Raw genomic sequence first — 15,030 nt, 5'->3', positions numbered from 1 at the left:
TTTCACGAACAGGAGAAAGAAATGGCACTGAAAATCCGTCTGGCCCGCGCGGGCTCCAAGAAGCGTCCCTATTACCATATCGTCGTGGCCGATGTCCGCGCGCCGCGCGACGGCCGCTTCATCGAGCAGCTGGGCTCCTGGAACCCGATGCTGCCCAAGGACGCCGAGCGCGTGAAGCTGAACGAAGAACGCATCCAGCACTGGCTGTCGAATGGCGCGCTGCCGACCGACCGCGTGCTGCGCTTCCTCGATCAGGCCGGCATCGCCAAGCGCGATACCCGCAACAATCCCAAGAAGGCCGAGCCCGGCAAGAAGGCACAGGAGCGTATCGCCGCCGCCAGGCAGGCCGAGGAAGAAGCAGCCGCGAAGAAGGCCGAGGAGGAAGCGGCGGCCGCCAATGCTCCAAGCGAAGAGCCTGCAGAGCCTGCGGCCGAGGAAGCCGCTTCCTGAGCGGATCGACCAATATCCGGCAAAAAGGCAGGCTCACGCGCCTGCCTTTTTCTTTGCAGGCGCAGCATCTCAGAAATCGGTAGCGATGCCTTTCACTTCCCAGTCGCCGTAACGCGCCGGCTCGGTGCCCTTGCGTCCGCCGACCTCCTTCGGCAGAGCTGCGACCCGGTTCTCATATGTCTTGCGCCGGGCTTCCGCCTCCTTGAGGGCGCGTTGAGCCGGCGGCGGCAGATCCTCGAACCGCCGCTGCGGAGCTGACGCATCAATACCTGGTTCTTCGGCGAGGTTTTTTGTCACGGATGTCGCCCATGCTGATCATTGAAAGATTCTTCGCTCTTTCCCATCATATAAGCGATCGTTTCGCGCAGATCGACCGATGTTTCCGAGGCGCGAGAGAGCGGAGTTGAAAAATGAACCTTGTTCGCACGGCAATGCTTCTCGCCTTCCTGACGGCGCTTTTCATGGCCGTCGGCTATCTGATCGGCGGGTCCGGCGGGATGATGATCGCCTTCGTCATGGCCGCCGCCATGAACCTTTTCAGCTACTGGAACGCCGACAAGATGGTGCTGAGGATGCACCATGCGGTCGAGGTGGACGAGCGCACGGCACCGGAATTCTACGGCATTGTCGCTGCACTAGCCAAACGGGCGGGCCTGCCCATGCCGAAGGTCTACCTCATCCAGAATCCGCAGCCGAACGCGTTTGCCACCGGGCGCAACCCGCAGAATGCTGCCGTGGCGGCAACCACGGGCCTTCTGGAGCGGCTCACCCATGAGGAGGTTGCCGGCGTCATGGCCCATGAGCTCGCTCATGTGCAGAACCGCGACACGCTCACCATGACCATCACCGCGACGCTGGCCGGCGCAATCTCCATGCTCGGCAATTTCGCTTTCTTCTTCGGCGGCAATCGCGACAATAACAATCCGCTCGGCTTCATCGGCATTCTCGTCGCCATGATCGTCGCGCCGCTGGCTGCGATGATGGTGCAGATGGCGATCAGCCGTACCCGCGAATACGCCGCCGACCGGCGCGGTGCCGAGATATGCGACAACCCCATGTGGCTGGCCTCGGCGCTCAACAAGATCGCCCGCAGCGCCAAGCAGATCGTCAATCCGGATGCCGAGCGCAATCCGGCGACGGCGCATATGTTCATCATCAATCCGCTTTCCGGCCAGCGCATGGACAACCTCTTCTCGACCCATCCGGACACCGCTAACCGGATCGCCGCCTTGCAGGCCATGGCGGCCGAAATAGGCGGCCAGCCGGCTGCGTCGACACAGTTCAACGAGTCTCCCTCCGAGCGGCCCGGAACAGGCCCGTGGGATCACGGCGCGTCGTCCGCTTCTGGCCCGTGGGGCGTCAATGCCGGGAAGCCGAAAGGTCCGTGGTCGTGATAAAGCCTGCATCCCGGCAGGCAGGACCGCACAGATCAAGCAGACCATCTCGCCCTGAAACGAAAGACGTTGCCGGCCTCGCCGCACGAAAGACGGCCGTCCGGCTTCTGGCGGCCGTGATCGACGCGAAGACGCCGCTCGATGCCCTCACCGACGGCGAGCACGGGCATCCGCAGTTCATGGAGCTCGACCCACGGGACCGCGCGCTTGTGCGGGCTATCCTGGTCACGGCCCTGCGGTATCGCATGACCATCGAAAAGCTGATCGCAAGGCGGCTTGATCGCCCGCTGCCGCCGAACGCCCATGCGCTCGCGCATGTGTTGCATGTCGGGGCGGCGCAGATCCTGTTCCTCGACATTCCCGACAGTGCGGCGGTGGACCTCGCTGTCACCCACGCCAAGAGCGACCCGCGCACGAGCCGGTTCGCCAATCTGGTCAATGCCGTGCTGCGGGGGATTGCGCGGACCAAGGAGAGGCAACTGGCGTCCATGCTGGCGAACACGCGGGATGCGCCGGGCTGGTTCGTTGAGCGGCTGCAGGCCGCCTACGGTGCGAAGGCGGACGCCATTCTTGCCGCCCATCGCGTCGAGCCGCCGGTCGATTTCACCGTGAAGAGCGAGCCGCAGCAATGGGCCGAGCGGCTTGGCGGTATCGTGCTGCCGACCGGCTCGGTGCGGGTGGGGAGGCTAGCGGCGCCGGTAAGGGAGTTGCCCGGCTTCACGGAAGGCGCGTGGTGGGTTCAGGACACCGCCGCAAGCTTCCCGGCGCGGCTGCTCGGCCCGGTCAAGGGCTTGCGCGTGGCCGATCTTTGCGCCGCGCCCGGCGGCAAGACGGCGCAGCTCGCTTATGCCGGAGCCGAGGTGACTGCCATCGATATCTCCGGCAGCCGGCTGAAACGACTTTCGGAGAACCTCTCGCGGCTTGGGCTATCGGCCGAGATCGTGGAAGCCGATCTGAGGAAGTATGAACCTCCGGCCCTGTTCGATGCCGTGCTTCTCGATGCGCCGTGCTCGTCCACCGGCACGGTCCGTCGTCATCCGGACGTGCCCTGGACCAAATCGCCCGCCGATATAGAGAAGCTTGCGGCTTTACAGCGCAGCCTTCTCGACCGCGCGATGACGTTCGTCAGGCCGGGTGGGCTGGTGGTCTTTTCCAACTGCTCACTCGACCCTTCCGAAGGCGAGGAGCTGATCGCCGACTTCCTTGCCGAAAAAGACAGCACTACGCTTGATCCTATAGTGGCAGACGAAATGCCTGGCCTCGCGGAATTCGTCACGCCGCTCGGCACTTTGCGCACCACGCCGGCAGGTCTGCCGGCGGCCGATCCCAGGATGGCTGGCCTCGACGGCTTCTTTGCCGCACGGCTGCGCCGCAGGTGAGCCTAATTCCCCTTCGCACAAGCTTTTGAATCATCTAGAATCTTCGCCGTGGGAAAGGGGCGTGTGAGGGAAAAGGGATCGCATTGGCGAATGCGAGGGGCTATGCCCCGTATCTTTGGGGACTGGTTGCCCAACAGCTTTGGCGAAAGGTCCGGCGCAGGCTGCGCGCGGGCCCGGTCTTTCGCTGGCGTTATTCCGGCCGCACGCCGGAACGTGTCCTCATTGCGCCGCCGGACCTGCGCCTGGCCGATCCGCAGATCGCCTTCGAGATCTATCACGGGCGCTTTCCCTTCGCCGGTCATCTGGTCGAGACGGGCGGCCAGTCGCCCTTCCAGATGCAGGTCGGCAACCGCGCCTGGCTGGAGACGCTGCACGGCTTCCGCTGGCTGCGCCATATGCATGCGGCGGAGACGGATCTGGCGGCGGCCAATGCCCGCGCCCTCGTTTCCGACTGGATCGCCGCGCATGGCAAGCGTATCAGCGGCCTTCCCTGGGACCCGGCCGTCACGGCGCGTCGCGTCATCGCCTGGCTGCAGCATTCCGCCGTGGTTCTGCAAGGCGCGGATTTCGCGTTCTATCGGCAGTATCTGAAGTCGCTTGCCGTGCAGGTGCGCTATCTGCGCTCGATGGCGGCGGAAATGCCGGACGGGGAGGAGAAGCTGCGGGCACGCATTGCCCTTGCTTTTGCCGCCCTGTCGCTGCCGGCTCCGGTTTCCGCCCTGCGCAGCGCCACCAGAAACCTTGCCATGGAGCTCGACAGGCAGATCCTGCCCGACGGCGGCCATATCTCACGCAATCCGCGGGCGGTGATGGAACTTCTGACCGATCTGTTGCCGCTCAGACAGACCTATGCCAATCAGGCGGAAGCGCCGCCTGCCGAGCTCATGGGTGCGGTGGAGCGGATGCTGCCGGCGCTGCGCTTCTTCCGCCACCGCGACGGCAGTCTCGCGCGCTTCAACGGCATGGGCGTGACGATCCACGACCGGGTGGCGGCAATCCTGCGCCATGACGATACGGCCGGCGCACCACTCCTGCATGCGCCCCATTCCGGATATGAGCGGCTTTCCCTTGGCCGGACAACGGTCATTGCCGATACCGGCCCGGCACCGAGCGGCGATCTTTCCCATTGGGCCCATGCCGGCTGCCTTTCCTTCGAGCTTTCTTCCGGACGCCACCAGTTCATCGTGAATTGCGGGGTAGACAGTTACGGCGCGGAGGATTTCCGGCCGCTCGCGCGCGCGACTGCGGCCCATTCCACCGCAACCCTCAACGATACCTCGCAGGCACACTTCACCCTGTCGACGGGCATGAACAGTTGGGTTGGCACGCCATTGGTCGGCGGTCCTCGCCAAGTCTATTGCGAACGCACGGACTCGAGCGGCATCCAGGGCTTCATTGCAGGCCATGACGCCTATGTCGCCCGCTTCGGCATCTATCACCAGCGGGATCTGCGTCTGTCGGCCAATGGCGACATGCTCGAAGGCACGGACAGATTCCGGCGCGCAGGGGGCGAGCACCGGGCCGGCAAGGGCGGTGACAGCGTCGCCCTGCGCTTCCATATCCATCCCGATATCGAACTTTTCCGCGACGAAGCGGGCCGTCTCGTGCTCCTTGGCACCGGGACCGACACATGGACCTTCTCATGCCAGGACGTCGAACCGGTGGTGGAGGAATCGATCTTCTTCGCCGGCCTGAGCGGACCGCGTCGAAGCCGGCAGATCGTGCTTCATTTCAATGCTTCCGAGCTGCCGGAAGTATATTGGCGGCTGGTCTGCACACGCACAGGCTCCGCTGACTGACAGGGAAGCCCAAAACCCGGAAGCCAGTGGCTTGATTCAAGCCGGGACTGTGCTAGGCCCCTGATCTTCTCGTTGAGATCCGCCGCCGGAGATTCCCGCCAATGACCGTTATTTCGAAGAAAGTGCCCGTTCCGGAGTTCGTGGCCGTACGCCGCGCGCTGCTTTCGGTTTCCGACAAGACCGGCATCACCGCCTTTGCAGGCGCGCTTTCGCAAATGGGGGTGGAGATCGTCTCGACGGGCGGCACCGCTTCGGCGATTGCCGAGGCGGGTGTGAGCGTGCGGGACGTATCGGAACTGACCGGCTTTCCCGAGATCATGGACGGGCGGGTGAAGACGCTCCATCCGGCCGTGCACGGCGCGCTCCTCGGCATCCGCGACGACGCCGAGCACAAAGCGGCCATGGAAGAGCATTCCATCCAGCCGATCGATCTTGTCGTCATCAATCTCTATCCCTTCGAGACGGTTCGCTTCGGCGGCGGCGACTATCCTTCGACGGTTGAGAATATCGATATTGGCGGGCCGGCCATGCTGCGCGCGGCCGCAAAGAACCACGCCTATGTGACGGTGGTCACCGATCCGGCGGATTACGACCAGGTGCTGGAAGCCCTGCGGCAGAACCAAGGCAAGATTCCCTACCGCCTGCGCCAGGAACTGGCCGCCAAGGCTTTCTCGCGCACGGCCGCCTATGACGCGGCGATCTCGAGCTGGTTTGCCGAGAGCCTGGAGCTGGAAAATCCAGAATGGCGCGCCTTAGGCGGACGGCTTGCCGAGGTCATGCGTTATGGCGAAAACCCGCATCAAAGCGCAGGCTTCTACGTGACCGGCGACCGGCGGCCCGGCGTGGCGACGGCCCGGCAGCTTCAAGGCAAGCAGCTTTCCTACAACAATATCAACGACACCGATGCGGCCTTCGAGCTCGTCTCGGAATTCGATCCCGAGCGGACCGCCGCCGTTGCCATCATCAAGCACGCCAACCCTTGCGGGGTAGCGGAGGGAACAACCCTGCTCGACGCCTATCGCAAGGCGCTGGCTTGCGACCCCGTGTCGGCCTTCGGCGGCATCGTCGCGCTCAACCGCCTGCTCGATGCTGCGGCGGCGGAAGAGATCGTGAAGACCTTCACCGAGGTCATCATTGCGCCCGATGCGACGGAAGAGGCTCAGGCCCTGATCGCGGCGAAAAAGAATCTCCGCCTCCTGGTGACGGGAGGCGTGGCCGATCCGCGGGCCGGCGGCCTGACCGCGAAAACCGTGTCGGGCGGCCTCCTGGTGCAGTCACGCGACAATGGTGTCGTTGATGATCTGGAGCTTAGAATCGTCACCAAACGCGCACCGAGCGAAGCGGAGATGGCGGACCTGCGCTTCGCCTTCCGTGTCGCCAAGCATGTGAAGTCGAACGCCATCGTCTATGCCAGGGACCTGGCGACCGTCGGCATCGGCGCCGGCCAGATGAGTCGTGTCGATTCCGCCCGTATCGCCGCCCGCAAGGCCGAGGACGCGGCAGCCAATGCCGAGCCGCTGACGAAAGGGTCCGTCGTGGCGTCGGATGCTTTCTTCCCCTTTGCGGATGGGCTGCTTTCGGCCGTCGAAGCGGGCGCGACGGCGGTCATCCAGCCCGGCGGCTCCATGCGCGACGACGAGGTGATCGCGGCCGCCGACAAGCATGGCATTGCCATGGTCTTCACCGGCATGCGTCATTTCCGGCATTGATCAGATACGGCTCGCGGCAAGCGAATCCTGATAGCGGCTCCTGACCAGGGGCAGCAGAGCGAGGCCGATAAGGAAAAGGACAATGATCGGGGTCACGCCGAGGCGTTGCGCATCCTGCGCGGAGAGCCCCATGGCTTCGTCGGCGAAATATCCGGTGGCGAAGGCGATCGAAAGCGGGCCGATAAATGTCGTCGCCTTGCCGGAAAGGGCATAGAGACCGAAAGCTTCCGTCACCCTGTCCCGTTCCACCTGATCGACCAGGAGCGTCCGCGACGAGGCCTGGATGGACCCGCCCGCGGCCCCGATCAGTCCTCCGGCGACATAAAAAATGACATCGGGCAGAGAGGATGCGCCGGCCGTATCAGTAACGGTGACGAACAGGACTTCCGTCTGCGTGGTGGAGATCACCATGATGCAGCAGACGATCAGGATCAGGATAGAACCGACCACCACGGACTTGGACCCGAAAGCCTGATCTGTGCGGCCTCCCAGCCAGGCGCCGATGGCACCGGTGATATTGGCCAATATGCCGAATAAGCCGATCTGCACGATGCTCCATTGCAGGACGCCGGCGGCATAGATGCCGCCGAAAGCATAGAGCGCGTTGAGCGCGTCTCGATAGAACATGCTGGAAAGCAGATAGGAAAAATAGCTGCGCTCGGAGGGCAGTCGCCTCAAGGTGCCGCCCAGTTCCGCCAGGCCGCGGCGCAGAGCGCCGCTTGGGGCCGCGCGGCGCGCGATGTCGGGCGTGAACAGGAACATGGGCAGGATGAATATGGCATACCAGATCGCCGTCAGTGGACCGGCAACCCGATCCCCTTGACGGGTCGCGGGATCGAGCCCGAGGATCGGCTGGAAGCCGAGCAGGGTGCGGCCGGTATCCGGCTGGCCGGCCATGAAGCCCAACACCAGCACGAGCGAGATCAACCCGCCGACATAGCCGAGACCCCAGGCAGAACCGGAGAGCCGCCCGAGCTCCGAGCGGGGCACGAGGTCCGGCATCATCGCATTGTTGAATACGGCGGCGAATTCCATGCCGAAAACGGCGAGCGCGACCGCGATCAGCACGAATAACAGATCCTCCATGCCCGGCATTGCGAACCAGAGGGCACAGCAGGCTGCCATGCCAATGACCGAGAAAGCGAGAATCCATGGCTTGCGCGGCCCGGAAGCGTCGGCAATGGCGCCGAACACCGGGGATGTTAGCGCTATCACGAGCCCGCCAATCCCCGTTGCAAGACCCCATAGCTCCTGGCCGCGCGCCGCATCGGGAGCGACCGAGGCGGCGAAATAGGGCGCAAAGACGAAAGTGATGATCAGTGTGTGAAAAGGCTGCTGCGCCCAATCGAACAGCATCCATCCCCAGATGCCGCGCTTGGGAACGGATGCCCGAACCACTTCCATCATATCCCGCTCCCGTCGGGCTTCCGAGCCTACGCGCTGAGATCGCTCATCAAGCCCGACGCCACGGTCAAGCGGGAGACGGTAAGGTCGCCGGCTTCGGTCAAGGCCTGCAGCCTTTCGCGCACGCGCACCACACGCTCCCCGCCGGCTTCGATCCAGGCGGCTGCCGGATCGTCGGAACCCGGATATGCCTTCAGGGCAGCGATCGTCATGCTGCGGCGGGCCTGGTCGATCATGTCCCTGGCGCGGGAAAGCGCGAGCCCGTCATAGTAATCTGCGGGGCTGATCGCATTGGCGGCTTCCTCGATGCGGGCCATGCGGAAAGCCTCGGTGATGGCGAAGAATGTTTTCGCCGCCTTGGGCAGATCGGCCTTCACGGACCCGGCCACCTTCGAGATGTCCGGAACCAGTTGCGAAATGCCCAGGAAGGCAAGGCGCTCGGCCAGCTTTTCCGGGGTCCCATTGGCTTGCAGCCTCCGGCTGTGTTCGGACAGACGATCCCGGATGAGGGCCGGCATGATCGATGAAAGCTCGGGCTCGAGCGCCTTGCGCGCTCCGTGAAGCGCGGCAATGCGCTCGGCCACCGTGAGGGAACCGTCGTCGTTCTTCAGATACCAGGAGGTGGATGAAAGGAGGAGACGCCAGAGGATCTGGTAAAGCTCGAGCTGGATGTCGCCGTCGATCCTGTTGTCGAGCCCATCGATCTCCCGATAGAGCGCCGGCAGGTCGAATCCGTCACGCACGACGGAATAGGCGGCAATGATGTCATGCGCAGGCCTGCCGGAGAAATCCTGCAGTCGGGTAACGAAAGTCGGTCCGCCGCGATTGATGACGTCATTGGCAAGCTGCGTGGCGATGATCTCCCGGCGCAGCCTGTGCCCCTCGATCTCCGAGCGGTATTTTTTCGCCATGCGGTCCGGGAAATAGCTGACAAGATCGGCATCGTAATGGGGCTCGTCCGGGATCGGGCTTGCCACGAGCTCGTCGAAGAGCACGATCTTGGCATAGGCGAGGAGCACGCCGATCTCGGCCCGCGTCAGAGGTTCGGCCCGGCTTTCCCGATCGGCCAAGGCCTGCGGGCCGGGCAGGGTCTCGATCTCGCGGTCGAGCAGGCCGCGGCTCTCGAACAGCGTCATCAGACGGCTCTGATGCGGCAGTTCGGAAAGGCCGCGCTTGCGCACCAGCGAAATCGCCAGCGTCTGTTCGTAATTGTTGGCCAGCACCAGCCGGGCGACCTCTTCCGTCATTTCAGCCAGCAGCTTGTTGCGTGCCGGCCGTGTCAGGCTTCCGTTGCGCATGGCGGCGGCCAGGGCGATCTTGATGTTGACTTCGACGTCGGACGAATTCACGCCTGCGGAATTGTCTATGGCGTCCGAGTTGCAGCGGCCGCCGCGCAGGCTGAATTCGATGCGCGCGCGCTGCGTCGCGCCCAGATTGGCGCCTTCCCCCATGACCTTGGCGCGGAGTTCGGCCGCCGTGATGCGGATGGCGTCATTGGTGCGGTCGCCGACATCCTCGTTGGATTCCGATGAGCCGCGAACATAGGTGCCGATGCCGCCGAACCAGATGAGATCCACCGGCGCTTTCAGGATCGCGCTCATGATCTCGGACGGCGAGCCGGTGGTCCAGCTGAAGCCGATCGCATCCGCCGCCTCGCGGCTCAGCGTGATCGACTTCTGCGAGCGCGAGACTATAAGGCCCCCTTTCGACAGCTTCGAGCGGTCATAGTCCTGCCAGCTTGACCGCGGCAGCTTGAAGAGCCGCTCCCGCTCGGCGAAGGAGACCGCCGGATCCGGGTCGGGGTCGATGAAGATGTCGCGGTGGTCGAACGCGGCGATCAGCCGCGTATGCTTCGACAGGAGCATGCCATTGCCGAACACATCGCCCGACATGTCGCCGACGCCGACGACACTGAACGGCTCGTTCTGGATGTCGCGGTTCATCTCGCGGAAATGGCGCTTGACCGCTTCCCAGGCGCCGCGCGCGGTGATGCCCATCTTCTTGTGGTCGTAGCCGGCCGAGCCGCCCGAAGCGAAGGCATCGTCGAGCCAGAAGTCATGCGCTTGGCTGATGCCGTTGGCGATATCTGAGAAGGTCGCAGTGCCCTTGTCGGCGGCGACGACGAAATAGGGATCGTCAATATCGTGACGCACGACCCCTTTGGGCGGCACGACCTTGTCGCCATCGATATTGTCGGTGATGGAAAGCATGCTGGAAATGAAATTCACATAGGCTGCCTTGCCCGCTTCGAAGACAGCCTCCCGGCTGCCGCCGGTGGGGAGCCGTTTCGGATAAAAGCCGCCCTTGGCGCCGACCGGCACGATGACCGCATTCTTGACCTGCTGGGCCTTGACGAGACCGAGCACCTCGGTGCGGTAGTCCTGGGCGCGGTCCGACCAGCGGATGCCGCCGCGCGCGATCGGGCCGAAGCGCAGATGCACGCCTTCGACTTCCGGGCCATAGACAAATATCTCGCGCCAGGGCCGCGGCTGCGGCAGGCCGGTAATGCTGTTGGAATCGAGCTTCAAGGCCAGCGAGCGCCCGCCCTGATAGGTTTCGGCTACGAAATGATTGGTGCGTAGTGTCGATCTTATGAGGTTGAGGAGACGGCGTATGATCGTGTCGTCATCGAGGCTCGGCACGTTCTCGAGATCCGCCTCGATCTTTTCCTCGAGACGGCGGGTCTTTTCTCCGCTTTCGTCAATCTTCGCACTGGCCGGATCGAAGCGCATGGCGAAAAGGTCGTAAAGCTTTTGCGCGATTGCCGGATAACGGCTCAGCACCGCAGCGATGAAGCCTTGGCTCTGCGGAATGCCTGCCTGCTGCAGGTAACGGCTATAGGCACGCAGGACCGAAATCTGGCTGGCCCGCAGGCCGGCGGTCTGCGCAAGCGCATTCAGGTTGTCGTTGTCGCTTTCACCGCGCCAGACGGACAGGAACAGCTCCTCGAAAAGGGCGCCGCCGTCAGAAATATCGATCGGGCCCGGGAACGCATTTGCAAGCTCCATGTCGTGAAGAAAAACGCGATCCTCGTCGTTCCTGCCGATCTCGAAAGTCCGTTCGCTGATGACGCGGAATCCCATGTTTTCCAGCAGGGGCACGCGACGGGAAAGGGCGACAGGGGTTCCGTGGTGATAGATCTTGAGAGAGGCCTCTTCGGGAAGCTGATTCTCGTCGCGATAGAAATCTATCGCTATCGGGTTGTCCGGAGAAAGGCCGGCAATGCATTCCGCATCCACAAGTGCGGTCGCGGGAGGGAAGCTGTTGCGGTAATTTTCGGGGAAATTCGCGGCAATGCGAGCGACGTGGTCCTTGGTGCCGCTGTCCCCGACGGCCTCCCGAAGGACGTCATCCCATGTGCGAACAATGGCGCGGATATCGGCTTCCAGTTTTCCGGGATCGACTTTCGGCGTCTTGCCGCCGGAGCGGCCGATGATGAAATGCACGCGCGCCAGAACACCTTCAGGAAAGGCGGGATAGTAGGCCGAAAGACGCCCCTTGAAGGCCGTCTTCAGATAGGAGCCGATTTCCTCGCGTACTCGCGAATCGTAGCGGTCGCGGGGAACGAAGACGATCACGGAAACGAAGCGGTCGAATTGGTCGACGCGGTAGAGGACACGCACGCGGGGCCGTTCGCCGAGCGCCAGGATCGCCTCGGCATGCTTGCGCAGGATCGGCACCCCGATCTGGAAAAGTTCGTCGCGCGGATAGGATTCCAGCACATTGATCAGCGCCTTGCCCGAATGATCTGTCGGGGCGAATCCCGAGCGCGAGATTACCGCGGCTGCCTTTGACCGGAGATAGGGAATCTTCATTACCGAGCGCGTGTAGGCAGTCGAAGTGAAGAGGCCGACAATGCGCAGCTCGCCTGTCAGCTTCCCCTTTGAGCTGAAGGTCTTGACACCAATATAGTCGAGATAGCCTCGCCGATGGACGACGGATTTTGCATTGGCCTTGGTGACGATCAGCGGCTCGGGCCCGTGCAGGAATGCGCGTATTTCCGGTGTGGTGGTCGCAGGCTCGTTGCCGCGCCTGAGCACGCGGACATCCGGGTCGGCGAGGATGCCCAAACCCGGCTCGTCGGAACGATCGAGCGTGCCGCTCTCCTCCCCGCCGGTGTAGCGGAATTCCCGCATGCCGAGGAAAGTGAAATTGTCGTCGCGCAGCCACTCCAGAAAGGCGATCGCCTCGGCCACGTCGTCCTTGTCGAGCGGCACCGGCGCATAGCGCAGCTCGGTGATCTCCTGATCGAGCCGGGCCAGCATCGGCTTCCAGTCGGTCACGGCCGCGCGCACCTGCTTGAGGATATGCTCCAGCCGGCCATGCAGGGCATGGCACTGCTCGGCAGAAAGACGCGGCACATGGATATGGATCAGGCTGAGCTTGTCCGCCGCGGCCGCCGATTTCTGCCTCGGAGCATCGCCTATGATCTCGCAGACACCCTTGGTGTCATGCCTGACATATAGAACCGGATGAAGGACGAGCGTGGGCTCGCCCGCCGATTCGCCCACCTCGCCGAGAATGGAATCGAAGAGGAAGGGCATATTGTCGTTGACGACGGTGATTGCGGTGACCGTGCGTCCCTCGCGCTCGATCCCTGCATCGCTCTCTATTCTGATGATGCTCTGGCCGGGCTTGTGGGCCCTCAACGCATCAGCAGCCAGCTCGGCCGCCCTGGTGATCGCTGGGGGATCATAGGCCGCCAGATCCTCCGCTGCGGCGCGGCTGTTGAAAAAATCGCGGAGATACTCGAAGGGGTCCTTGCTGGCTTTGGTGATTTTCTTCTGCATTTTCCTGGATTTCGCCTTGGCCACCATCGCGGTTCCGCCCCTCCCGGCACAATTTTGGGATATACCCTATCAGACGACACATTTTTGACGACCCGTCTTGCGGGTCCGTCGCAATGGATAATCACAGTTTGAGCGAAAGGTATGACAGTTATGGAAAGCAGGGTCACTTCTCTTGATCTCAAGCCTGCGGAAGACTTGAGCGAGGCTACGCGCGCCTATTTCGCGAAATGCGAGGAAAAGCTCGGACTCATACCTAACGTGCTTCTCGCCTATGCCTTCGACGAGAAGAAGCTGCGTGCCTTCACCGACATGTATAACGACCTCATGCTCGCCGATTCGGCGCTGTCGAAGCTTGAGCGAGAGATGATCGCCGTTGCCGTCTCCAGCGTGAATCACTGCTACTACTGCCTGACGGCCCATGGCGCGGCCGTGCGGCAGCTTTCGGGCGACCCGAAGCTGGGCGAGATGATGGTGATGAATTACCGCGCCGCCGACCTCACCCCGCGCCAGAAGGCAATGCTCGATTTCGCCGTGAAGCTGACGGTGACGCCGGACAGGATCGAGGAGGCCGATCGCGAAGCACTGCGCAAGGCCGGCTTCACCGATCGGGACATCTGGGACATCGCGGCGGTCGCGGCCTTCTTCAACATGTCGAACCGTGTCGCCGCTGCCGTCGATATGCGGCCGAACGACGAATATCACGCAATGGCGCGATAGCATCCTCAGCACAGGACGCGAAGCACCGTCCTGCGCGACAGATATGGCAGCAGCCGCGCCATGACGCGCGGAGCGACCGCCACACAGCCTTCCGTCGGCGAAAAGCCGGGCTTGGCGATATGCATGAAGATGGCGCTGCCGGCCTTTCGGCGGCGGGGACGGATGTTCCAGTCGAGCACGATGCAGACATCATAGATGCGGTCATCGCGCATCATGCGTTCATGGCCTGCCGGATAGGGCAGCTTTACGGGGCGATTGTAGTTTCTGTCGGSGGGCGCGTCGCACCAGCCGTCATCAGGACGAATGCGCCGGAGAGGAAGCCGCGACCGCAGTCCGGCATGCGACAGGAGACCCTCATGCCTGTAATAGGCGCCGAGAAGACGCATCGACGCCAGGGGCGTGGCACCGTCGCCTTCGCGCTTGAAGGCACTTATTCCTCCACGTCCGAGGGCGCAGACGAAGACCCCGTGACCGGTATCGAGCAGTCCCTGGGAGATGGTTCCGGGACGCCGCCTGACAGTAATGATGCGACGCCGGCTGTCATTTTTCTTGGACGCCCCATTGCGCTCACTATTTTTAGGGTATGATCTCACGGTGGAACAAATCGCCGTCATCTTCTTTCCCGGCGGTCAGCTTCCGCATAAACCATGGCCGGTCAAGCGGTATTCCTTTTTTGAAACAATGGATTGAAAGATGACGTCACGCACCATTCTGATTGTCGACGACGATGAGGACCTGCGTGCCACGCTAGTGGAGCAACTATCCCTTTATGAAGAATTCGACGTTCTTCAGGAGCCGAATGCGACAAAAGGCGTTCAGACCGCCCGCAATTCCATGGTGGATCTTCTCATCATGGATGTCGGCCTGCCGGACATGGACGGGCGCGAGGCCGTCAAGCTCCTGCGCAAGGGCGGCTACCGGGCGCCCATCATCATGCTGACGGCACAGGATACCGATTCGGATACGATCCTCGGTCTGGAAGCGGGCGCGAACGACTATGTCACCAAGCCGTTCCGCTTCGCCGTCTTGCTGGCCCGCATACGCGCCCAGCTTCGCCAGCACGAGCAGAGCGAGGATGCCACCTTCAATGTCGGGCCTTATACGTTCAAGCCGAGCCAGAAGCTGCTGATCGACCAGAAAGGCGGCAAGATCCGCCTTACCGAGAAGGAAGCCTCGATCATCAAATATCTCTACCGCGCCGACCAGAAGGTCGTCACGAGGGATGTACTTCTGGAAGAGGTGTGGGGCTACAATTCCGGGGTAACGACCCATACGCTCGAGACGCATGTCTATCGGCTGAGACAGAAGATAGAGCGCGATCCTTCCAAAGCGGAAATTCTTGTGACAGAAAGCGGCGGATACAAGCTCGTTCCCTGAACCGCGGCGCG

General features: G+C 62.9%; 11 protein-coding genes. 7 read left to right on the top strand and 4 right to left on the bottom strand.

The genetic code is table 11. From position 1 onward, the window contains the following. Positions 1-21: 21 nt before the first annotated feature. Entirely contained in the window at positions 22-450 is a 429-nt protein-coding gene (rpsP, locus tag L598_RS06080; RefSeq protein ID WP_144861078.1) for a 30S ribosomal protein S16, read from the top strand. Positions 451-519: 69 nt separating this feature from the next. Here the strand turns inward: rpsP and L598_RS06075 are convergent, their stop codons facing one another. After that, positions 520-747: a DUF1674 domain-containing protein gene (locus L598_RS06075; protein ID WP_144861077.1), complete on the bottom strand. Its 228-nt coding sequence runs from the start codon at positions 745-747 to the stop codon at positions 520-522. A gap of 113 nt (positions 748-860) precedes the next feature. Between L598_RS06075 and htpX the strand changes: the two genes are divergently transcribed. From htpX to purH, 4 genes are all read left to right on the top strand, one after another. Beyond that, positions 861-1,844: a zinc metalloprotease HtpX gene (gene htpX, locus L598_RS06070; RefSeq protein ID WP_144861076.1), complete on the top strand. Its 984-nt coding sequence runs from the start codon at positions 861-863 to the stop codon at positions 1,842-1,844. After that, positions 1,844-3,223, top strand: coding sequence for an RsmB/NOP family class I SAM-dependent RNA methyltransferase (locus tag L598_RS06065; protein WP_144861296.1), 1,380 nt, complete (start codon positions 1,844-1,846; stop codon positions 3,221-3,223). The genes htpX and L598_RS06065 overlap by 1 nt, the downstream gene beginning before the upstream one ends. Before the next feature lie 83 nt (positions 3,224-3,306). Continuing rightward, positions 3,307-5,022, top strand: a complete 1,716-nt coding sequence (locus L598_RS06060; protein ID WP_144861075.1) for a heparinase II/III family protein — start codon at positions 3,307-3,309, stop codon at positions 5,020-5,022. A 101-nt stretch (positions 5,023-5,123) separates the two neighbouring features. Beyond that, complete coding sequence (purH, locus tag L598_RS06055; protein ID WP_144861074.1) at positions 5,124-6,731, top strand: bifunctional phosphoribosylaminoimidazolecarboxamide formyltransferase/IMP cyclohydrolase; 1,608 nt, start codon at positions 5,124-5,126, stop codon at positions 6,729-6,731. On the opposite strand, the gene L598_RS06050 is transcribed toward purH, so the two are convergent. Together L598_RS06050 and L598_RS06045 are read right to left on the bottom strand one after the other, a co-directional pair. After that, positions 6,732-8,138 carry an MFS transporter gene (locus L598_RS06050; protein WP_144861073.1) on the bottom strand — a complete coding sequence of 469 codons (1,407 nt, stop codon included), beginning with the start codon at positions 8,136-8,138 and terminating at the stop codon, positions 6,732-6,734. Positions 8,139-8,164: 26 nt separating this feature from the next. Further along, positions 8,165-12,925 (bottom strand): NAD-glutamate dehydrogenase, encoded by a 4,761-nt coding sequence (locus tag L598_RS06045; RefSeq protein ID WP_246658649.1) that lies wholly within the window; start codon positions 12,923-12,925, stop codon positions 8,165-8,167. 150 nt (positions 12,926-13,075) lie between these two features. Between L598_RS06045 and L598_RS06040 the strand changes: the two genes are divergently transcribed. Next, the gene (locus L598_RS06040) at positions 13,076-13,642 is read left to right on the top strand and encodes a peroxidase-related enzyme (protein ID WP_144861071.1); all 567 of its coding nucleotides are present in this window, start codon (positions 13,076-13,078) and stop codon (positions 13,640-13,642) included. A 5-nt stretch (positions 13,643-13,647) separates the two neighbouring features. Here L598_RS06040 and L598_RS06035 read toward each other — a convergent pair whose 3' ends face one another. Then, a complete protein-coding gene (locus tag L598_RS06035) occupies positions 13,648-14,256 on the bottom strand; it encodes a L,D-transpeptidase (protein WP_246658648.1) in 609 nt (202 codons plus the stop codon). A gap of 79 nt (positions 14,257-14,335) precedes the next feature. Between L598_RS06035 and L598_RS06030 the strand changes: the two genes are divergently transcribed. After that, the gene (locus L598_RS06030) at positions 14,336-15,019 is read left to right on the top strand and encodes a response regulator transcription factor (protein ID WP_144861070.1); all 684 of its coding nucleotides are present in this window, start codon (positions 14,336-14,338) and stop codon (positions 15,017-15,019) included. Positions 15,020-15,030: the final 11 nt, after the last annotated feature.

Source organism: Mesorhizobium sp. J18, assembly GCF_007829525.1.
Lineage (GTDB): Bacteria > Pseudomonadota > Alphaproteobacteria > Rhizobiales > Rhizobiaceae > VLJP01.
The sequence above is the reverse complement of the archived record's forward strand: the minus strand, read 5'-3'. Positions and strand labels throughout refer to the sequence as shown.

Excerpts from the sequence above, each read along its gene's own strand:
- rpsP (WP_144861078.1), top strand. The coding sequence starts at position 22 with ATGGCACTGAAAATCCGTCTGGCCCGCGCGGGCTCCAAGAAGCGTCCC.
- purH (WP_144861074.1), top strand. The coding sequence starts at position 5,124 with ATGACCGTTATTTCGAAGAAAGTGCCCGTTCCGGAGTTCGTGGCCGTA.
- L598_RS06030 (WP_144861070.1), top strand. The coding sequence starts at position 14,336 with ATGACGTCACGCACCATTCTGATTGTCGACGACGATGAGGACCTGCGT.
- htpX (WP_144861076.1), top strand. The coding sequence starts at position 861 with ATGAACCTTGTTCGCACGGCAATGCTTCTCGCCTTCCTGACGGCGCTT.
- L598_RS06050 (WP_144861073.1), bottom strand. The coding sequence starts at position 8,138 with ATGATGGAAGTGGTTCGGGCATCCGTTCCCAAGCGCGGCATCTGGGGA.
- L598_RS06045 (WP_246658649.1), bottom strand. The coding sequence starts at position 12,925 with ATGCAGAAGAAAATCACCAAAGCCAGCAAGGACCCCTTCGAGTATCTC.
- L598_RS06040 (WP_144861071.1), top strand. The coding sequence starts at position 13,076 with ATGGAAAGCAGGGTCACTTCTCTTGATCTCAAGCCTGCGGAAGACTTG.